20 protein-coding genes are annotated in these 21,172 nt (G+C 35.3%); 11 read left to right on the plus strand and 9 right to left on the minus strand.

Annotation, left to right across the window (positions count from 1 at the left end; genetic code table 11):
- Positions 1 to 348: 348 nt before the first annotated feature.
- The 3 genes from lptB to lptC all read right to left on the minus strand — a co-directional run bounded on the left by lptB (position 349) and on the right by lptC (position 2,470).
- Positions 349 to 1,143, minus strand: a complete 795-nt coding sequence (lptB, locus tag ACFIQC_RS00680; RefSeq protein WP_012754448.1) for an LPS export ABC transporter ATP-binding protein — start codon at positions 1,141 to 1,143, stop codon at positions 349 to 351.
- Between the two features lie 6 nt (positions 1,144 to 1,149).
- Entirely contained in the window at positions 1,150 to 1,749 is a 600-nt protein-coding gene (locus tag ACFIQC_RS00685) for an LptA/OstA family protein (protein WP_375639809.1), read from the minus strand.
- A gap of 76 nt (positions 1,750 to 1,825) precedes the next feature.
- Positions 1,826 to 2,470, minus strand: coding sequence for an LPS export ABC transporter periplasmic protein LptC (lptC, locus tag ACFIQC_RS00690; RefSeq protein ID WP_375611351.1), 645 nt, complete (start codon positions 2,468 to 2,470; stop codon positions 1,826 to 1,828).
- A 183-nt stretch (positions 2,471 to 2,653) separates the two neighbouring features.
- Here lptC and ihfB point away from each other — a divergent pair, with 183 nt between their 5' ends.
- The 7 genes from ihfB to ACFIQC_RS00725 all read left to right on the plus strand — a co-directional run bounded on the left by ihfB (position 2,654) and on the right by ACFIQC_RS00725 (position 8,563).
- Positions 2,654 to 2,932: an integration host factor subunit beta gene (ihfB, locus tag ACFIQC_RS00695; protein ID WP_273790186.1), complete on the plus strand. Its 279-nt coding sequence runs from the start codon at positions 2,654 to 2,656 to the stop codon at positions 2,930 to 2,932.
- Positions 2,933 to 2,939: 7 nt separating this feature from the next.
- A complete protein-coding gene (locus ACFIQC_RS00700; protein ID WP_273790185.1) occupies positions 2,940 to 3,236 on the plus strand; it encodes a lipopolysaccharide assembly protein LapA domain-containing protein in 297 nt (98 codons plus the stop codon).
- A 171-nt stretch (positions 3,237 to 3,407) separates the two neighbouring features.
- The gene (locus tag ACFIQC_RS00705; protein WP_375620886.1) at positions 3,408 to 4,340 is read left to right on the plus strand and encodes a class I SAM-dependent methyltransferase; all 933 of its coding nucleotides are present in this window, start codon (positions 3,408 to 3,410) and stop codon (positions 4,338 to 4,340) included.
- 2 nt (positions 4,341 to 4,342) lie between these two features.
- On the plus strand, positions 4,343 to 5,197 hold the full coding sequence (locus tag ACFIQC_RS00710; protein WP_375611349.1) for a TrmH family RNA methyltransferase: 855 nt from the start codon (positions 4,343 to 4,345) through the stop codon (positions 5,195 to 5,197).
- Positions 5,187 to 5,690, plus strand: a complete 504-nt coding sequence (gene lspA / locus ACFIQC_RS00715) for a signal peptidase II (protein WP_375611348.1) — start codon at positions 5,187 to 5,189, stop codon at positions 5,688 to 5,690. Before ACFIQC_RS00710 ends, lspA begins: the two co-directional genes overlap by 11 nt.
- A gap of 1,123 nt (positions 5,691 to 6,813) precedes the next feature.
- Positions 6,814 to 7,587, plus strand: a complete 774-nt coding sequence (locus ACFIQC_RS00720; RefSeq protein WP_375611347.1) for a Bax inhibitor-1/YccA family protein — start codon at positions 6,814 to 6,816, stop codon at positions 7,585 to 7,587.
- A 112-nt stretch (positions 7,588 to 7,699) separates the two neighbouring features.
- Positions 7,700 to 8,563: an endonuclease/exonuclease/phosphatase family protein gene (locus ACFIQC_RS00725; protein ID WP_375620887.1), complete on the plus strand. Its 864-nt coding sequence runs from the start codon at positions 7,700 to 7,702 to the stop codon at positions 8,561 to 8,563.
- Positions 8,564 to 8,568: 5 nt separating this feature from the next.
- Here ACFIQC_RS00725 and polA read toward each other — a convergent pair whose 3' ends face one another.
- The 6 genes from polA to ACFIQC_RS00755 all read right to left on the minus strand — a co-directional run bounded on the left by polA (position 8,569) and on the right by ACFIQC_RS00755 (position 15,388).
- Complete coding sequence (polA, locus tag ACFIQC_RS00730) at positions 8,569 to 11,496, minus strand: DNA polymerase I (RefSeq protein WP_375706603.1); 2,928 nt, start codon at positions 11,494 to 11,496, stop codon at positions 8,569 to 8,571.
- A 298-nt stretch (positions 11,497 to 11,794) separates the two neighbouring features.
- Positions 11,795 to 12,502, minus strand: coding sequence for a DNA polymerase III subunit epsilon (gene dnaQ / locus ACFIQC_RS00735; RefSeq protein ID WP_375706604.1), 708 nt, complete (start codon positions 12,500 to 12,502; stop codon positions 11,795 to 11,797).
- A 4-nt stretch (positions 12,503 to 12,506) separates the two neighbouring features.
- Entirely contained in the window at positions 12,507 to 13,094 is a 588-nt protein-coding gene (gene coaE, locus ACFIQC_RS00740) for a dephospho-CoA kinase (RefSeq protein ID WP_375612770.1), read from the minus strand.
- Positions 13,091 to 13,963 (minus strand): shikimate dehydrogenase, encoded by an 873-nt coding sequence (locus ACFIQC_RS00745; RefSeq protein ID WP_375645375.1) that lies wholly within the window; start codon positions 13,961 to 13,963, stop codon positions 13,091 to 13,093. The genes coaE and ACFIQC_RS00745 overlap by 4 nt, the downstream gene beginning before the upstream one ends.
- Positions 13,956 to 14,552 carry a Maf family nucleotide pyrophosphatase gene (locus ACFIQC_RS00750; protein WP_375639837.1) on the minus strand — a complete coding sequence of 199 codons (597 nt, stop codon included), beginning with the start codon at positions 14,550 to 14,552 and terminating at the stop codon, positions 13,956 to 13,958. The genes ACFIQC_RS00745 and ACFIQC_RS00750 overlap by 8 nt, the downstream gene beginning before the upstream one ends.
- A complete protein-coding gene (locus tag ACFIQC_RS00755; protein WP_375645374.1) occupies positions 14,549 to 15,388 on the minus strand; it encodes a pyruvate, water dikinase regulatory protein in 840 nt (279 codons plus the stop codon). Before ACFIQC_RS00755 ends, ACFIQC_RS00750 begins: the two co-directional genes overlap by 4 nt.
- A gap of 552 nt (positions 15,389 to 15,940) precedes the next feature.
- On the opposite strand from ACFIQC_RS00755, the gene rho reads away from it, so the two are divergent.
- From rho to rsmG, 4 genes are all read left to right on the plus strand, one after another.
- Positions 15,941 to 17,206, plus strand: a complete 1,266-nt coding sequence (rho, locus tag ACFIQC_RS00760; RefSeq protein WP_015857121.1) for a transcription termination factor Rho — start codon at positions 15,941 to 15,943, stop codon at positions 17,204 to 17,206.
- Positions 17,207 to 17,237: 31 nt separating this feature from the next.
- Entirely contained in the window at positions 17,238 to 18,545 is a 1,308-nt protein-coding gene (gene mnmE, locus ACFIQC_RS00765; protein ID WP_375620894.1) for a tRNA uridine-5-carboxymethylaminomethyl(34) synthesis GTPase MnmE, read from the plus strand.
- 106 nt (positions 18,546 to 18,651) lie between these two features.
- Positions 18,652 to 20,520: a tRNA uridine-5-carboxymethylaminomethyl(34) synthesis enzyme MnmG gene (gene mnmG, locus ACFIQC_RS00770; protein WP_375629117.1), complete on the plus strand. Its 1,869-nt coding sequence runs from the start codon at positions 18,652 to 18,654 to the stop codon at positions 20,518 to 20,520.
- Complete coding sequence (gene rsmG / locus ACFIQC_RS00775; RefSeq protein ID WP_375611339.1) at positions 20,520 to 21,167, plus strand: 16S rRNA (guanine(527)-N(7))-methyltransferase RsmG; 648 nt, start codon at positions 20,520 to 20,522, stop codon at positions 21,165 to 21,167. The genes mnmG and rsmG overlap by 1 nt, the downstream gene beginning before the upstream one ends.
- Positions 21,168 to 21,172 lie beyond the last annotated feature (5 nt).

The raw sequence follows: 21,172 nt of genomic DNA on the forward strand, positions 1-21,172 counted from the left end.
TAAACCGGTGCTCCCATCAAAATACCTAAAACAGCATCATCGATATATTTTTTGATTCGACAGAGAAAAATATGATAAATATCTCTTACCTTTCAATAACACACGCATTTATTGAGAGCTTCGTTTATCACTCATTATCACGTTAATCTAGTGATATCTTTTCTATGATACAATTATGAGTAAGCTAAACTTATAAAACAACAAACTAACCTCTAATGATGAAGCCTTTTTCACCACTCAATAACAACATTAAGGTTATAGTCATAAAAGAAGTTTTGGCATAAATAAGGAAATTTTCAGTAATAATGTTTGGTTAAACTTAAATGGAAACTCGTGAAAGCTGTAAAATCAAAGAGAAAACTGATTTCCCAAATAAATTCTGCGTACATCAACGTTGTTGATAATATCGTTAGGACAACCGTGAACTAACACCCGCCCTGTATGAATAATATAAGCGCGATCGACAAGCCCTAATGTCTCACGCACATTATGATCCGTTATTAAAACACCAATGCCACGCCTCGTTAAATGACGAATAAGTTGTTGAATATCGAAAATAGCGATAGGATCAATTCCTGCAAATGGTTCATCAAGTAACATAAAATGGGGACGAGAAGCTAAAGCGCGCGCAATTTCAAGTCTCCGACGTTCACCTCCAGATAACGAAAGTGCAGACATTTTACGTAAATGATCAATTTTAAATTCATGTAAAAGGCTATCTAACTCTTCACGTTGTTTAAGGCGATCTTTTTCAACGACCTCTAAAACAGCTTTAATGTTATTTTCTACTGAAAGACCACGAAAAATAGACGCTTCCTGTGGAAGATATCCAATACCTAAACGCGCACGTCGATACATCGGAAGATGCGTAATATCAAATCCATCAATTTTAATGGATCCTCCATCAGATTTTATAAGCCCTGTCACCATATAAAAACAAGTTGTTTTACCTGCCCCATTGGGCCCTAAAATGCCAACGGCTTCTCCTGTACGAATGCCAAAAGAAACACCATTAACAGTTCGTCTTCCTCGATAAACTTTAATCAAATTACTGGCAATCAAGGTCCCTTTTAAGGGATTTTTTGAAGCTTCACTTTCAAGATTATACCTATCAGTCTGTTTTTTTCTTTTGATTCCAAACATGAAATCTTAATGGCCATTCTTTTGATTTTGTTTTAAAATAATAGAAACACGACCTTTTTTCTTAGGCGTCTCACAACCTTCTAAAAAAGCCTTTCCGCTTTCCATATTTGCCGTTAGTTTGCACCCCGTTGCCACATTATCACCATCAGTTAACACAACATGATTCCCTGTCAAACTCATCATTTTTGACTTTCCATCAAAAACGCCTTTATCACCCGTAGCAACTTGCGTAGCAATTTTTATATAAACTTTTCCTAAAGCTTCCATTTTTTGTATACTCGACGAACCAAATAAAGAAACAGATGATGCCTTTGTATCTTCCTTGTTTTTATCAATTTCTTTATATGCTTTATCGTAGTAAACAACTAATTTTGCCGTTTTTAAAAGACGTTCACCTTGTACCACTGAAACATCACCCTTAAAAAGCGCTATCCCTTCTTTATCACGTATTTCCAAAGAATCTGCATGAAGTTCTACCGGTTCTTTGTCGCTTGATAGACTTATTCCAAAATGAGCCACTTCAGCATATCCTAAAACTGCTCCTTCTCCTAACATTCCCATGCTAAAAGCTAACATCACACCTATCCATCTTTTGTACGATTTCATTATTTCAATTCTTCTGTTTGTATATACACATACTTCTCTTTATAAATATCCTTTAAAGATTTGTATTGATATTGCGTTATTGCTTTTGAAGCACTAAATGCACACCACCATGGAAATATATGTTTTTTCCTTTTTCTCGAATTTGTAAGGCGTTTGCGGCAAGATTCAAACCGGCTTGCTGAATATTAACACGTTGATCTGTTTTTAACTGTCCCTCGGATAAGTTAATACTAGCTGACATAAATTGTACCATCATCCCATCATTCGTCGTAATCGTGAATGGCTTATCCAACTGTAAAAAACCATTAATGTTATCGTAAACCCCCCCTTGTGCGACGAGAAAAACCTGTCGTTGTTGGCCCATAAATGCTCTAGCTGTAATGTTTTGCAACCCAATCATTCCAGCGTGGGTATGATCTTGAAATGCCTTTTCTGCTTTAAGCCAATAAGGTTCATGAGCACGCGTATACCCTTCTAATTTTGGATTGAGCATCGTCAAATTCATCACGCCACTTTCTCCATTATTCAAAGGCATAGAATCAGAAGTAACGGGAACCAAGAAAAACGTAAACCAGCAAAAAACCAGCGCTGAAATCAACGCTAAGAGAGGTAAAAAAATTTTTAATATGCTAATGCGACGCGAATGACGGGATGCTTTTTTTAAAACATCTCCAAAAGATGATTGCGTTGAAAAGGCTTTATAATGATTGTGTACGGACATACTCTCCTGATCTCTTAAATCCTCCGCATTTTTAATCTGTATACCCTTTATAGAAGGTATTTTCAAATTTTGTTTCTTGCAATTTGTTTTTTCTTGATTTTATTTTGCTTTTATCTGTTTATATATTGTAATATGCATGGAGTGCACAATTACAAAATTTTTTTGTGTGAAAGTGAGGCTATTGTGGTAAAATCAGAGCTTGTACAAATTATCGCTCGTCATAACCCGCATCTTTTTCAACGGGATGTGGAGAATATTGTAAACGCTATTTTTGAGGAAATTGCAACAGCACTTGCAAATGGCAATCGCGTTGAACTTCGTGGATTTGGAGCTTTTTCTGTAAAAAGCCGTTCAGCCCGTAATGGACGTAACCCACGAACAGGTGAAGCCGTTTCTGTTGAAGAAAAGTGGATTCCTTTTTTTAAAACTGGCAAGGATTTACGCGACCGTCTTAATCAGTGAGAAACTTATGATAATTAAACGTATTCTTCTAACAAGTATCGGTGTGATTCTCGCAGCGGTTTTGATTGTTTTTATCGTGGCTAATCGTCAAATGGTTCCGTTAACCCTTGATCCTTTTCGAGCAAATCCTGAAAGTTTTACTTATCATGCTCCCCTCTTTATATGGCTCTTTATTTTCTTTGGTTTTGGTATTTTATTAGGAAATCTGATCAGTTGGTTTTCCTATCACAAATACAAAAAAGCTCTCAAAAAAAGTAAAGCCGAGATTGAAAAATTGAAAACATCTATCACAAATCTGGTGTAATGGTATTTAAATGAAATCTTTTCTCTCTGTATTCTATATTCAGTACAGAGTTAAAAGTGCTCTTTTTCTTTTTTATACATGTTTTAATTGACTTTAGCTTTTTTGCACTTTTACGAAACATTTAAGAGCTTTATAATATATTTTTATACCTCATATACCGTGATACAAAACATGCCCGCACAATGCTTTCAATTCTCCCATAACAATAGATATCCGCAAGAAAAGCTGCCCCTTATTTTAGAAACGGGTATAAGCGAAAACTATGCTCTCATTGATTCTGGTCATGGACAAAAATTAGAACGTTATGGAGCTTACCGCATTATTCGACCAGAAGGTCAAGCACTATGGAAACCCGCTTTACCACAAAAACAATGGGCTGATGTTGATGCTATTTTCACAGGAAACCTTGATGAAGAAGGGGTTGGGCGTTGGCATTTTCCTAAAAAGCCACTTGATGAAACATGGGCTCTTGCTTGGAATGGATTGTCTTTTCTAGGCCGTTTTACTTCCTTTCGTCATGTGGGGGTTTTTCCTGAACAAGATGCCCATTGGCGCTCTATGGAAGAACAAATTGTTAAAGCCGAACGCCCTATAAAATTGTTGAATCTTTTTGGCTATACAGGTATTGCCTCTTTGATTGGAGCACGAGCGGGTGCGAATGTTACCCATGTTGATGCTTCTAAAAAAGCCATTGCGTGGGCAAAAGCTAATCAAGAAAGAGCAGGATTACCAGATCATTCTATTCGCTGGATTTGCGATGATGCTATGAAATTTGTCGAGCGTGAACTGCGTCGTAAGAAAAGCTATGATATGATTCTTCTTGATCCCCCTGCTTATGGGCGTGGACCCCATGGTGAAATTTGGCAACTGTTTGATCATTTACCCGCCATGATCACAAATTGTCGTAAACTTCTCTCTGATAAACCGCTCTCTGTTGTCCTTACAGCTTATTCTATTCGTGCTTCCTTCTTTGCACTTCATGCTTTAATGCGTGATGCATTTGTAAATCTTGGTGGTACGGTCGAATCAGGAGAACTTATTTTGCGTGAAGAAGTTGCAGGACGTGCTCTTTCTACTTCTCTTTTTAGCCGTTGGATTGCTTGAATATGTGTAGACCCAAAACTGGTAGAGTGAAAGAAATTACCTCTCTTAGCAACCCCATCATAAAAAATCTTAAAGCACTTAGCCAAAAGAAAAACCGTAATAGAGAAGGTCTTTTCATGGCAGAAGGATTGAAATTGGTCATTGATGCTCTCAATCTTGGCTGGACAATACAGACGCTTATTTTTTCTAAAAGTGAAATCGGTAATGCTACTATCGAAAATACTGCCGCACGTGCTGTAGCCAACGGTGGTTTTGTTATTAAAGCCTCACAAAAGGTTATGGAATCACTTACCCGACGCGATAATCCACAAACAGTTATTGGTATTTTCAAGCAAAAATGGCACTCTTTTGAAATGATAAAAGGGCAGATTAAAGATGTTTACATCGCGCTTGATCGTGTACGTGATCCTGGAAACCTTGGTACCATTATTCGAACCGCTGATGCTGTAGGTGCTAAAGGTGTTATTTTAATTGGCGAGACAACAGACCCTTTCTCGCCTGAAACAGTCCGTGCAACCATGGGATCTATTTTTTCTGTACCACTTTATCGTTTTGATGAAAACGGCTTTTTAAACTGGTCTTCTCACTTTAAAGGTATGATTGTTGGAACACACCTCAAAGGTTCTCTGGATTATCGCACACTTGACTTCAAAAATGGCCCTATTATCCTTTTAATGGGGAATGAAAAACAGGGATTATCAGATCTTCTTACAAATCGGTGTGATAAACTTACGCGTATTCCACAAAGCGGACGAGCAGACTCGCTTAATCTAGCTGTAGCAACAGCTGTTATGCTTTATGAAATCCGTCGCCCCTATTTAATACTGGAACCATGTGAGGAAAAACATGATTCGTAAATCACTCCCTTTTCTTCTCTTGGGCTTGGCTTTTACAGTAGTACTTGATCAAGCTGTCAAATACTGGGTTATGCACAATATGCCTTTAGGAACAGAAATTTCGCTTATTCCTTTTCTTTCCCTTTATCATGTGCGCAATTCTGGCATTGCATTTTCGTTTTTTTCTTCCTTTTCTCAGTGGGGAATCATCGCCATCACGATCATTGTGATTATCTTTCTTCTATGGTTATGGAAAAATACTGAATATAATAAGTCTTTAATGCGCTTTGGCCTTATTCTTATTATTGGGGGAGCCATCGGCAATCTCATTGATCGTATTCGCTTTCATCATGTCACTGATTATATACTTTTTCATATTGATGATATTTTTTATTTTGCTATTTTCAACCTTGCAGATAGTTTTATCACTCTCGGTGTTATTGCCATCCTTATTGAAGAATTGCGTACTTGGATGAAAGCAAGGCGTCATTCCAATAGTACATCTTCTCATTGATATGTTCAGTACCTTAGAAAACAGAGATTATTGACCATCACAAGTCTGATTACGCATTGATTTCTCTTAATCAATTCTTGTTGCTCGTCATTTCACGAGTTTCTCTTCATGGGACTATAAGATCTTACTTTCTTTTCAACTTTACATTTCTACACTTAGTTAGTGCAAAAGAAATGAACTCAAATAGAATCAATATTTTTTATCCATGTGTCCTACATCACAATTTTTGAGGAGACATTTCACAGCATTTGAAGTTCTGTTTATTTGATTAGAACAATTGCTTTTCGTATGTTTTTTAGTTTTTACAGATATCGATTTTACAGAGCCTTTCTTAAGTGCTTCGTTTAAAAACTCTCCTTTTTTATTTTATATATTGTTTAATAAAAAACATTTTTTCAACTATTTTCAATAGTGTCTTGTTAAAGCAACATATTGATTATAAATATAAATTACCGTTTTTCATATTGAATAAAAGCCCTTACTATCCTAAATCTCTTTTATTTGGAATCTGTTCATGTTGAATCCATTAAAACCATGTCTCTTGCAAGACACAAGCAAGTCAATAATCTTGATTGATTTAATATGAACAGATTTTCAACCAGAGAATCTTGCGATATTCGGAGTATCATTTAGCATTCAAAAAGACAATTTATCATTATACATCGATATATTATATAAAAATCCAATTCAATAGCTCTTATAACCGTGCAAAACAGATGCAATATTAGAGGTTGAAAATAGTGTGATGATACTTGCCGCTCTTCTCATAAACGCAAAAATAGTGAATATTTTATAAGGGATTGTATTACATAGTTTTTGTGAAAATAGAAAAGTTTTTAAGTGTAGTCTTTTTATCTTGCAAAAATATGGCAAAAAATGGAAATATTTTTTATTAAAATGAACTATTTCCTTACCAATTTGTAAGGTTCCTTCTTCATATAAATCTCTTGTAATTTTTAAATAAATCTCCATAATAAGAGCATATATGCTGGAATTCTGTCAGTGATTCTTAAGGGTTTTTGTATTTGCCCAATTAAGGCTTATACCAAGCTTATCTGTGTAATGACAGAGACACCTTTAAAGCCCTATATCTGACAGAACATATGCTAAAGGATTTTATATTATGGCTAATTTTAAAGATTTACGTTCGGCACCTGCTTCTCATGCCGATGCATCAATTGATCAGGGATTACGCGACTATATGTTGGGTGTCTACAATGCAATGGCCATTGGTTTGCTTATTACAGCTGCTGCCGCTTATGCAATTGTATCATTAGCAACGACAACAGATATGAGCCAAGCAGCAGCTCAAATCAATAGCAGTGTTTATCTAACACCATTTGGAGTAACATTTTATACATCGCCATTCTCTTATATTGTTATGTTTGCACCACTCATAGCAGTCTTATTTCTCAGTTTTAAAATTAATACATTGAGCACAAATGCTGCTCGTAGTCTCTTTTTTGGTTATGCTGCTCTGGTTGGTCTTTCACTGTCTTCAATCGTTTTGCGCTATACGACAGAAAGTGTTGTGCAAACCTTTGTCATTTCCGCCGCAACTTTTGGAGCTCTTTCACTTTATGGATACACAACAAAGCGTGATCTCACAGCAATCGGTTCATTCTTATTCATTGGATTGATCGGCTTGTTGCTTTCCATGATTGTGAACATTTTTCTTGGATCAAGCGCTTTGCAGTTTGCTATCTCTGTGATTGGTGTTTTTATCTTTGCTGGTTTAACAGCCTACGATACCCAGAGCATTAAGTTGATGTATTATGAAGGAGATGAAAGCGATACCAGAGGACGTAAAGTTATTATGGGCGCGCTGAATCTTTATCTTGATTTCATCAATATGTTTGTCTTCTTGCTACAGTTTCTTGGCTCAAATCGTGATTGATTGCAAAAATCATTACTTAATTAAAGAACCTTGTTTCTAAAAGAAACAAGGTTCTTTTGTTTTTAGTGTAAATCTTTACCTTCTGCTTCTTAGAAACTATTCTTTTCGCAAAATGACAAAAATCCCTTATAAGCAAAAATTCCCTTGGTTTACCGGTTTTATCCAACAAAAACTCCATAGCTCCTTTTTAAATACAATTCACAGCCGCTCTCATCATCAATCAAACATCGTCAATCAAAATAGTAATTATGATCTGACCGTTGCTTCCTATAATGTGCATAAATGTGTAGGTGTTGATAAAGTTTTTAATCCTACAAGAATTGTCCGTGTTATTACTGAATTACAAGTTGATATCCTTGCTCTTCAAGAAGCAGATAAACGTTTTGGGGAACGCATCGGTTTGATTAATCTTCAGCTATTAAAAGCTGAAACCGGTTTGATTCCTGTACCTCTTAATACTATGTCACCTCATGGCCATGGTTGGCATGGGAATGCTCTTTTTTTGCGAAAGGGATATGTACGTGATACTTTACAAGTCACTCTTCCTAGTATTGAACCACGTGGGGCTGTAATTGTAGAGTTGGAAATGGCAGCAGGACCTATTCGTATTATTGCGGCTCATTTTGGCTTATTACGTTACTCTCGTAAACAACAAACAAAAATGCTCCTTGAAATTTTCCAAAAACGCCCCCTTATGCCTACACTCCTCATAGGAGATTTTAATGAATGGCGAATGGGAAAAGGCTCATCTTTAAATCATTTTTTTCCCTATTTTGATAGCACTTTTGAAGTTGTACCAAGCTTTCCCTCTCGTTTTCCTTTGTTAGCCCTTGATAGAGTTTTTTCTTTTCCCCACCAATTGGTAACAAGTATTGAAAATCATTATTCACCACTTGCACGCATTGCTTCAGATCATTTGCCTATCAAAGCCTATCTTAATCTTTCCAACGCAATCAATATTCTTAAAAATAAATAAAAAAATTAATGTGCCTCATCCCAATTTTGAGCCGTCATAACTTTTACTTCAAGCGGGACAGATAAAGATAGAACCGGTATTGTAGCATTTTCCATAACATTTTTAACAACAGTCATGGTTTTTTTACTTTCTTCTTCTGGTACTTCAAAAATCAGTTCATCATGAACTTGCAGCAACATTTTTGCTGATAGTTTTTCTGCTTTTAAAGCATCTTCCATATGTATCATAGCGCGGCGAATAATATCGGCTGCAGAACCTTGAATTGGAGCATTGATAGCTGCCCGCTCATTAAGAGAACGAATTTTTACATTCTTTGCTTTTATTTCTGGATAATGGATACGACGTCCAAAAATTGTTTCTACATAACCATTTTCACGTGCAAAGATTTTGGTCTTCTCCATATAATCTTTAATTCCTGGAAATCTTTCAAAATACAGTTGAATATAACGACCCGCTTCTTGGCGTGAAATTCCCAACTGATTGGCTAATCCAAAAGCTGAAATACCATAAATAATACCAAAATTAATCGCTTTTGCACGCCGTCGTATATCTGAATGCATTCCTTCTATCGCAACACCAAACATTTGTGATGCCGTTATAGCGTGAATATCATGCCCTTTAGCAAAAGCTTCTTTTAATGCTTTTATATCCGCAATATGTGCAAGAATGCGCAACTCAATCTGACTATAATCAGCAGAAAGTAACACATGTCCTTTGGGAGCAATAAAAGCTGTTCGAATTTTACGTCCTTCAGCAGTTCGCACTGGAATATTTTGCAAATTTGGCTCTGATGATGATAACCGACCTGTTGATGTTATTGCCAAAGAATAATTCGTGTGAACTCGCCCTGTTTTTGAAAAAATATAAGAAGGCAAGGCATCTGTATAGGTAGATTTTAGCTTTGAAAATTGACGCCACTCAATAATTTTACGCGGTAAAATATGACCTTCAGCAGCCAACTCTTCTAAGGTCTGTGCAGAAGTTGACCATTGTCCACCCTTTGTTTTAGCGCCTCCAGGCAATCCCATTTTGCCAAAAAGGATATCCCCTAATTGCTTTGGCGAAGCAAGATTAAACTTTTCATCAGCTTGTTTGTAAATTTCCTCTTCTAGAATCAAAGCAGCTTGTGCCAACTCTCCTGAAAGACGCAATAAAATCTGCCTATCAATAAGAATCCCCCGTTCTTCCATTCTTGCAAGAACTTCTACAAGAGGTCGATCAAGACGCTCATAAATTTTTGTCATTCCACGAGCAACAAGTTGTGGTTTCAATACTTGCCAAAGACGTAGCTTTATATCAGCATCTTCCGCCGCATAAAGGGTTGCTTGTTTTAAATCTACTTGTGCAAAAGAAGTAATTTTTTTCCCGTTATGCGTTAAATCTTTATAGGCAATTGGTTTATGCTTAAGCCAACGTTCAGACAAATCATCCATATTATGGGTTAACATTCCAGCATCAAAAGCATATGATAAAAGCATGGTGTCGTCAAAAGAGCTTATCATAATGTCGTATTGCTTCATCACCAACCAATCATATTTTATATTATGACCAATTTTTAACACCGCTGAATCTTCTAATATCGGTTTTAAAAGTGCTAAAGCTTTTCGAGCCCCAATCTGTGAAGCAATGCGCCCGCCCCTCAAAAGGTCCTCTTCTCCTTCATCAAAATGTTCAAGAGGTATATAAGCTGCTTTTTCCGGCTGTAATGCGAGTGAAAAACCAACAAGCTTTGCTTGCATCGGATCAAGAGATGTTGTTTTAGTATCAAAAGCGAAAAAACCCCGCTCTTGTGCTTGTGATAACCAGTCTTTTAAAATTTCCTCATCAAGAATTGTTGTATAAGCATCTCTTGTAATTTTTTGAGTCAGCGCTTGATCTTTACGTTCTTGTGCAAAAACTTGTGGAGAATTTTCAGAAAAATTATGAAGGGATGCGCGCTCAGTATTCTTGATATCAGAATCATGCCTGATATCAGAATCATTCCTGGGGCTTAGTTTTTCCCATTCAACATCTATATCAAGTGCGTCAATAACAGCTGCATCGCATGTTGTTGCCTCTGCCACGCGACGCGTTAATGTTGAAAACTCCATTGCTTTCAAAAAAGCAATTAAACGTGGACCATCTTGTGGCTCCAAAATAAAATCATCTAAATCATTATCTATAGGAACATCTGTTTTAAGCCTGACAAGTTCACGAGATATTTTAACTTGTTCTCTATAAGCTTGAATGTTTTCACGTCGTTTTGTTTGTTTAATTTCTGTTACGTTTTGCAATAAAAGATCAAGAGAACCAAATTCATTTAACAACTGAGCTGCAGTTTTTGGACCAATGCCTGGAATACCCGGTACATTATCCGTTGAATCTCCAATTAATGCTTGTAAATCAATCATTTTTTCAGGCGCAACACCCCATTTTTCTATAACTTCTGAGATACCTATATGCTTATCTTTCATTCCATCATACAAAGATACATGCGTATTTACGAGTTGCATAAGATCCTTATCAGAAGAAATAATGGTTGTTTTTGCCCCAACCTTTGTTGCCAACTTTGCATAGGTAGCAATTAAATCATCCGCTTCAAAGCCTTCCTTTTCAATACAAGGCAAATTAAAAGCCTTCGTTGCTTGGCGTATTAGCGCGAATTGAGGAATTAGATCTTCAGGAGGTTCAACGCGATTCGCTTTATATTCAGGATAAATTTGTTTCCGAAAAGTATCAGATGAATAATCAAAAATAACAGCAAAATGTGTTGGAACAACACCCGTAGCTGTATTACGAGCATCACAAAGTAATTTCCATAACATATTGCAAAAACCAGCTACTGCTCCTACAGGAAGTCCATCCTTTTTACGTTTTAAAGGCGGCAAAGCATAATAAGCACGAAAAATATAGCCTGATCCGTCAACCAAAAAAAGACGATCTGTTGCTTTCATGACAATTTTTTCTCCATTTCAGCTAAAAAAACAAATTACCCTTATATATTTTTTCACTTTGCCTCTAAAAAGCCATTTTTTCTCTTCATAAGATGTGAAGTCGTTGCACTTTATATTAAGTACCTAGAGCTTTTCTTTGCTGTTACAGGATTAATAGCTTTCATTTTGCTCCTCCTATGATAGCTGAGGTACGATGTAGCGACAGGGTCGTTGTGGTGTTCCCCTCCCCACAACGACCGTTTTTTTGACATCGATATTTTTTAATTTCAATCGTGACTCTTTTAGATAAAAAATGATGTTATTCATGAATTTTGAAATTTTTCCACAGAGCTTTTTCACCCATTTTGTAGATAAAATCAGCGTGTAACTTTTTTTCTTGCGTACTCAATCTTGAAAGTAAAGCCTGTGGGCGAATTTTAACGGCATAAGATGTATCTTTATCGTTCTGGATATGTTCATCAATACCCCTTCTGTTATCAAAACCCAATACACCTTGCTTTCCACCGATGAGCTCAATATAAACATCGGCTAGAATCTCTGCATCAAGCAAAGCACCATGAAGAACACGATGGCTGTTATCAATTCCAAAACGTTTGCATAAAATATCAAGAGAATTAGGACCCATAGGAAATTTACGCCGCGCCATAGCCAATGTATCAAGAATATTATCAACACTGATAAGCGGTTTGTTGACGCGTTTTAATTCTGCATTAATAAAACCAATATCAAAACTCGCATTATGCGCAATCATTGTCGCGTCTTTGATAAATTCCAAAAATTCATCAACAATATCACTAAAACTTTTCTCGTTTTTCAAGCGTTCATTGGTTAATCCGTGAATTGCTACAACTTCATCAGGAATAATAACGCCTTCAGGGTTTAAATAAACATGAAATTGGCGTCCTGTGAGATAACGATCAACCATTTCTACACAACCAATTTCGATTATGCGATCTTTCTCTTTATCTAAACCTGTTGTTTCTGTATCAAAAATAATTTCACGCATAATTTTAATTCTTTAGCAATTTTTTTATCACATCAAAAACCTGTTGACGTGTATTCTCTAAATCTTTCCCTGTATCAATAATAAAATCAGCGCGTTCTCGTTTTTTTTCATCTGGCATTTGTTGAGCGTTGATAAAGGCAAATTTTTTCTCATTCATACCTTGGCGAATCATTACACGTTCTTTTTGTATTTCTGGTGGAGCAGAAACAACAATAACGCTATCCACACGACTTTCACCATTTTTTTCAAACAGAAGTGGAATATCAAGAATAACTAATTTTTTCCCTTGTTCACGCGCTATATCAATAAATTCCCTTTCTTTTTCTTGCACCAAAGGATGAATTATTTTTTCTAATGTTTGTAATTTTTCTTTATCATCAATCAAAATTTCAGAAAGTTTCAAACGGTTAACTTCTCCGTTTTCAACAACACCTGGAAAAATACGCTCTATGAATGACAAAGCTGGCTCACTTTTATAAAGCTGTTGTACTGCTTCATCAGCACTAAAAACAGAAATACCCGCTTGCTTGAAAAAATCAGCAACTGTTGATTTTCCCATAGCAATTGATCCCGTTAATCCTATGATCTTCATTCTCTTTTTTCACTTATATCCTCTAAAATAGCTGTCCGTAACGCTTTTGTTACCTGTGGTCTTATTCCGAACCACTGTTCAAACCCTATAACAGCCTGATGTAGAAGCATCCCAAGTCCATCAACCGTCTTGAGATCACAAGCCTTTGCCTGTTGTAAAAAAGGAGTTATCAATGGTGTATAAATAATATCTGTTACTAATGCCGTTTTTTTTGCTTTATGAAAATCGCAAAAAAAAGAATCACTTTTTTCTTCTGGACTTTTTATGCCAATAGAGGTTGTATTAACAATCAAATCAGCTTGATGAAGTATTTCATGGATTTTATGCCAATCGTAAACTTTAATGATTTTTCCAAAATGCTGAGCTAAATTATCAGCACGTTGTTTTGTACGGTTAATTAAATAAATCTGTTCAAATCCACGTTTTTTTAAGGCATATATGATAGCGCGTGCGGCACCACCTGCTCCAAAAATAAGAGCTGTTTCCCCTCCCCAATCAGATGCAAAATCATCAAGATTAGCGCTAAAACCATAGGCATCACTATTCGTGGCACAAAGCTTATCTCCTTCATACCAAAGTGTATTAACAGCACCAATCATTGTTGCTCTCTCATCTTTATAATCTGCTAAACGAAAAGCTTCCTGTTTATAAGGCAAAGTAACATTTCCTCCACAAAAGCCTATTTTTTGTAAAGACGCAATAAAATGACTGAATTCTTCAGATGTTACTTCTTGTGCAATATATTCTCCTTGTAAACCATATTGTTTAAGCCAAAAATTGTGAATTTTTGGCGATTTTGAATGATGAATTGGAGAACCAACAACAAAAGCACGCGGATAATTTGTTTTTTTTATTGTTAAGTCAACCATCAATAATTCCTAAGTGGCGCAGTTTTATGAGTAGAGGCAGCAAAGGTAAACCAACAATGGTAAAAAAATCTCCTTCAATTTTTTCAAAGAGATGAATTCCTTCTCCTTCAATTTGATATACTCCCACGCTGTTTAAAACATCTTTTCCTACGCGTGCTAAATAACGTTCAATAAATTCTGATGAGAGTAAACGGACGGACATATGTGCACTAAAAGCTTCAACCCAAATTTTTTGACCATTTTTAAATAAAGCTACCGCACTATGAAGAGAATGGGTTTTTCCTGATAATTCACATAAACGTTGATGTGCTTCTTTAATATTTGTTGCTTTGTGAAAAACTTGACCTTCCAAATCAAGAACTTGATCACAACCAATAACGAAAGCATCAGGAAAACGATCTGAAACATTTTTTGCTTTTGCGCTCGCAAGAAAACAGCTGAGTTCTTTAGGTGTTTTTTCTTTTGCTTTTTTTTCTACTTCTCTTTCATCAAAAGAAGCTCCTTCAATGAAAAAATTTAAACCTGCTTTTTTTAATAATTTTGCACGATAAAAACTAAGAGATGCTAATATTAAAGTATCTGCATTCATGAGAATTTTCTCTCATTTCCTTCACGAAATCGTGATAACAGTTCAAATATTGCAGCAGCAGTTTCTTCAATAGAACGTCTTGTGACATCAATAATAGGCCAACCAAAACGTTCGCAAATGCGTTTTGCATAGATTAATTCTTCAACTATGTTTATACGATTTGTATAATTATCAAGAGCAAAACTTTCTCCCAAATCTCGATTTTGGCGGATATGTGAGATTCTTTCAGCTGAAGCAATTAAACCAATAATTAAAGAATTTTTTGCCTCTAAAAGGGATTCTGGCAAATCAATATTAGGAATAAGAGGAATATTAGCCGTCTTTATTCCGCGATTTGCTAAATAGATACTTGTTGGCGTTTTAGAGGTTCTTGAAATTCCCACAAGGATCACATCTGCTTCGGATAAGCTACTGGAAGACTGTCCATCATCATGCTCTATTGTAAAATCCAGTGCCTCAATACGGCGAAAATAATCTGCATTAAGATCATGTTGTGCGCTCGCACGTAAATGTGTTGGCATTCCAAGGTAAGACTGAAAAGCATTTAAAACGGGATGCAATATATCAATACAGGGAACTTTTATTTTTTTACACCTTTTTTGAAGGAGAAGTTTAAATTTTTCATCAATCATTGTGTAAAGAACAATACCTGGCTCTTGTTGTATTTCATCAAGAGCTTTCTGTAACTGTATTCTATTACGAATCATAGGATAGATATGCTCTGTTGCCTGAATCATTGCATATTGCGATGCTACAGCTCTTCCCACAGAAATTAATGTTTCTCCTGTTGCATCAGAAAGCATGTGTAAATGAAAGAATTTTTTTTCTTTTGTCACAAAAATTTTAACTCCTTGTTAAGACATGTGTATATATCCTCGTCGTTTTTTATAAAACTAAAATTTATGAAAAATTCTCCTTTTTTATGCACAAATTAAATGCTTGTGATAATTTAATCCCTCTTATAAAAAAAGAGGGGATAATATCTTTAAGATAGTGATATTTTTATTCTTTTTTCAGTTCCTTTTGTGGATAAAATTGAGGATAAATAATAATCCACACTAAACACAGTTATAAATAAGAATAATCCTTTCTTTAATATAAATTTATTAATATAAATTTCTGTAAAAAATACTTTTGAATAGCATTTCATTAATGTTATAATCCTAACTCACATTTTTGTTATTAAAATAATTAAATACTATTTGAATTTTATATTTTTTCAAGTTTTTCATATAATTACTTAATATTACAGGAACAAATTTCATATAAATGGTACTTGCAGATTAAAAAAATTGAGTGTAGGATATTTTTTCTTAGTAATATTTCACTCATAAATTTCCATAAATTATTTAGAACAATCTTCTCCTTAATCACAAAGAGCATATTTCATGCAAAAAATGAAACTACAAGAACTTAAAAGCAAAAATCCCGTTGAGCTTGTTTCTTTTGCTGAAACATTAGAAGTTGAAAATGCCTCCCTTATGCGCAAACAAGAATTAATGTTTGCTATCTTGAAAAAACTTGCTCTACAAGACGTTGAAATTATAGGAGAAGGTGTTGTTGAAGTTTTACAAGACGGATTTGGATTTTTGAGATCTGCTGATGCTAATTATCTTCCTGGTCCTGATGATATTTATCTTTCACCTGCACAAATACAGTCGTTTTCTTTAAAAACAGGCGATACAATTGAAGGCCCCATACGCAGTCCAAAAGAGGGAGAACGTTATTTTGCTCTCCTTAAAATTAATACAATTAATTTCGAAAAACCTGAAAAGATTCGTTATAAAATCCACTTTGATAATCTTACTCCTCTTTATTCAAATGAACGTTTCCAAATGGAAATACAAGATCCTACAGAGAAAGATATGTCATCACGTGTGATTGATTTGATATCTCCATTGGGAAAAGGACAAAGAGGATTAATTGTAGCTCCTCCTCGGACGGGAAAAACAGTTTTACTTCAAAATATTGCTCATTCTATTACCACTAATCATCCTGAATGTTATCTCATTGTTCTTTTAATTGATGAACGACCAGAAGAAGTTACTGATATGCAGCGTTCAGTAAAAGGAGAAGTGGTTTCTTCTACTTTTGATGAACCTGCAATACGTCACGTACAAGTGGCAGAAATGGTTATTGAAAAAGCCAAACGTCTCGTTGAATATGGGCGTGATGTTGTTATTCTTCTCGATTCTATTACACGTCTTGGGCGTGCATATAATACAGTTGTTCCTTCTTCGGGTAAAGTTTTAACAGGTGGTGTGGATGCAAATGCCCTCCAGCGTCCAAAGCGTTTTTTTGGTGCAGCACGTAATATTGAAGAAGGCGGATCTTTAACCATTATTGCAACGGCTTTGATTGATACAGGAAGTCGTATGGATGAGGTTATTTTTGAAGAATTTAAAGGAACAGGTAATTCGGAAATTGTTCTTGATCGAAAAGTTGCTGATAAACGTATTTTCCCTGCTATGGATATTTTAAAGTCAGGAACGCGTAAGGAAGAACTGCTGGTAGAACGACAAGATTTACACAAAATTTTTGTTCTTCGTCGTATTTTAGCATCTATGAATGTAACAGATGCAATTGAATTTTTGATTGATAAATTAAAGCAAACAAAAAATAATAGTGAATTTTTTGATTCAATGAATACGTAAAGTCATTAAAGTTTTTATTAGGATAAAACCTGTGGATACAATCTTTGCTGTTTCGAGTGGATTGTTACCTTCAGGGGTTGCAGTCATTCGGCTTTCTGGTCCTCATGTTGTGGATATAGTTAAAACGCTTTGTGGTCGTTTACCTAAAGCACGTTTTATGCATTATGGAAATCTTACTGCTCGTGATGGTAGTTTTTTAGATTCTGGTTTAACTGTTTTTTTTCCTGCTCCTCATAGTTTTACGGGGGAAGATTGTGCAGAATTCCATTTACATGGAGGAAAAGCAGTCGTTAATCGTTTTCTCGATGAATTGTCGACATTTTCTGGATGCCGTATTGCAGAAGCAGGTGAATTTTCACGTCGTGCTTTTATGGAAGGAAAATTAGATCTTGTTCAAGCAGAAGGTCTTGCTGATTTAATAGAAGCAGAAACGGAAAGCCAACGGCGTTTAGCTGTTATGGGTACAAGTGGACATTTAACGACGCTTTATCGTGATTGGCGTCATAAGCTTATGAAGGCGCGTGCTTTTATTGAGGCAGAACTTGATTTTGTTGATGAAGCAGATATTCCCAACGCAATATCTGATAAAGTTTGGAAAGATGTTGAGGATCTTTGTACTTCTATTCGGGAATATATTACTGAAGGAGAACGTGCAAGTATTTTACGTGATGGATTAAAAATTGTTATTGCTGGTGCTCCAAATTCTGGAAAATCAAGCATTATGAATCGTCTTTCAGGAAGATCTGTTGCTATTGTAACGGAAGAAGCAGGAACAACCCGTGATGCTTTAGAAATGAGAATTATTCTTGGTGGTTTACCTATTTTTTTAACCGATACTGCTGGTTTTAGAAAAACAGAAAATAAAATAGAACAGATGGGAATAGAAATTGCTAAACAGCATGTTAGGGAAGCTGATTTGGTTATTTTGGTTTATGATATAGGAAATCCTAAGCAAGTTGATTTACCAGAAACATCGGCTGAAATATGGTGTGTTGGCAATAAACTTGATCTTTATGAAAAAAATGATCAGCGTTGGTCTATACAATTTTCCGCATTAACTGGTTTAAATTTTGATTATTTTATAAAAGAACTTGAATTATTTTGTCATCATCGTGCTTCTGAAATTGGAAATATTGTTCCAGCACGTAAAAGGCAACTTCAATTATTAAAGCAGGCTGTTAAAGAGATTGAATTTTCTCTTAATTATCATTCTCTTGATCTCAGTTTACGTGCAGAACATCTCCGTTGTGCAAGTGATTTTCTTGGGAAAATTACAGGAGATATTGATGTTGAAGATTTGCTTGATATTATTTTTTCAGAATTTTGTGTTGGTAAATAATGATTCACGTGAAACATTGATTATTTCATAGACAGATTATAAAGATTATGTAATTTATATACTGTTTCACGTGAAACCTTAGAATATTTTCTACGGAATGAATTAAATGCAATCATATGATGTTGTTATTGTTGGTGGTGGTCATGCTGGCTGTGAAGCGGCTTCAGCTTCAGCACGTGTAGGAGCCAAAACAGCGCTTGTTACACATAAAATATCAGCACTGGGAACAATGTCGTGTAATCCTGCTATTGGTGGACTTGGAAAAGGGCATCTAGTTCGTGAAATAGATGCGTTAGATGGTCTTATGGGAAGAGCAGCAGATGCTGCTGGAATTCAGTTTAGACTACTTAATAGACGTAAAGGACCGGCAGTAAGAGGACCACGGACACAGGCAGATAGACAACTTTATAAAAAAGCAATTCAAAAATTATTAAAAGAACAAGAAAATCTTACTCTTATTGAGGATGAAGTTATTGATCTGGTTGTTAAAGATAATTGTGTATCAGGTGTTATTTTAAAAAAACAAGGAACAATTTTTTCTGGTGCTGTTGTTTTAACAACAGGTACGTTTTTAAATGGCTTTATTCATATTGGTAATAAAACATGGGCTGCTGGTCGTATGGGAGATCAGTCAAGTGTAAAACTTGCTGAACATTTGAAAAAATATCATATAAAACTTGGACGATTAAAAACAGGAACCCCTGCTCGTTTGAGTAAAAAAACAATTGCTTGGGAAGCTCTCCAAAAACAACAAGCAGATGAAAATCCCATACCCTTTTCTCTTTTAACAGAGAAAATTGAACAACCACAAATTGAATGTGCAATAACACGTACAAATGAGAAAACACATCAAATTATTCGCGAGAATATTTATCGCTCTGCTTTATATTCTGGAAATATTGAAGGGTTAGGACCACGTTATTGTCCTTCTGTTGAAGATAAAATTGTGAAATTTGGAGAACGTGATGGGCATCAGATCTTTCTGGAACCAGAAGGATTAAATGATGATACTGTTTATCCAAATGGTCTTTCTACTTCTCTTCCTGAAAATGTACAAATTTCTCTATTGAAAACCATTGAAGGATTGGAAAATGCTATAGTTTTGCAACCTGGTTATGCTATTGAATATGATTTTGTTAATCCACAACAATTAACGAGAAGCTTAGAATTACGCTCTTTACTAGGTTTATTTTTAGCAGGCCAAATTAATGGTACAACAGGATATGAGGAAGCAGCAGCACAGGGACTTTTAGCTGGATTAAATGCTGCACGTAAAGTAGGTAAATTAGATGAAATACTTATAAGTCGTTCTACTGCTTATATTGGTGTTATGATTGATGATTTGGTTTCACGTGGTGTTTGTGAACCTTATAGGATGTTTACATCACGTGCTGAATTTCGTTTATCTTTACGATCTGATAATGCTGATACGCGTTTAACACCTTTGGCACAAAAATGGGGTATTGTAAGTAAAATACGTTGGGAATGTTATCAGAAAAAACAACAACGGCTTGATCAAGCACGATCAATATGTCAAAATCTTTTTTTAACACCCAATGAAGCTTCTGCTCATGGATTACATGTTAATCATGATGGAATTCGGCGTTCGGCTTATGATTTTCTTGCTTATCCTCATATGACCTTAGAGCGTCTTTCAGATTTTTGGCCACAATTAAAAACAATTGATTCTAAAACAGCAGAATCTTTAGAAATTGAAGCACAATATGCGGTTTATTTAGATAAACAAGCACAAGATATTGCCTCTCTTCAGAGAGATGAGCGTTTAGAAATTCCTTCTTCTCTCGATGTTCAGGCAATTTCAGGTCTTTCAAATGAACTTAAATCAAAAATTCAAGAAGTGTCGCCGCGTTCAATTGCTGATGCACAAAAAATTGATGGCATGACACCCGCCGCGTTATCGCTTATTATTACACATATTCAACGTCAACGACGTGAAAAGGCTAAAACAGCTTAATGAATTTTTCTACAGAAAAAAAATATCAACAATTATTAAATATTGTTCCTTCTGTTTCACGTGAAACGATGGAAAATTTAATTCAGTTTGAGTCTTTAATACTTCAGTGGAATGCACATATTAATTTGATATCTGCTACAACTATACCAGATCTATGGACACGACATATTCTAGATTCAGCACAAATTTTTCCTTTGTATGCTCATTCTTTACATTGGTGTGATTTAGGATCAGGAGGAGGTTTTCCTGCAATTGTGATTGCTATCTTTTTGAAAGAAAAAAAAGCAGGACATATTAATCTTGTTGAAAGTAATGGGAAAAAAGTTGCTTTTTTGCGAACAGTTATTGCTCAACTTAATCTTCCAGCAACGGTTTATCACGCTAGAATTGAAGATATATATCAAAAAATTCCCATATCTGATATTATAACAGCACGGGGATTAGCGCCGCTTGATACTCTTTTACAACTCATTTTTCCTTTATTAACAGAAAAAACAATAGCTCTTTTGCAAAAAGGTCGGGATTACGCTACAGAAATAAAAAATGCCTCTGCCAATTGGCACTTTGATCTGTTAAAACATAAAAGTAAAGTTGATGAAAATTCTGTTATTTTGGAAATTTCTCATATTCGATCATATAGAGGGTAGAGCAA

The sequence above is a fragment of the Bartonella sp. AA126HLJHH genome, assembly GCF_042197425.1.
Lineage (GTDB): Bacteria > Pseudomonadota > Alphaproteobacteria > Rhizobiales > Rhizobiaceae > Bartonella.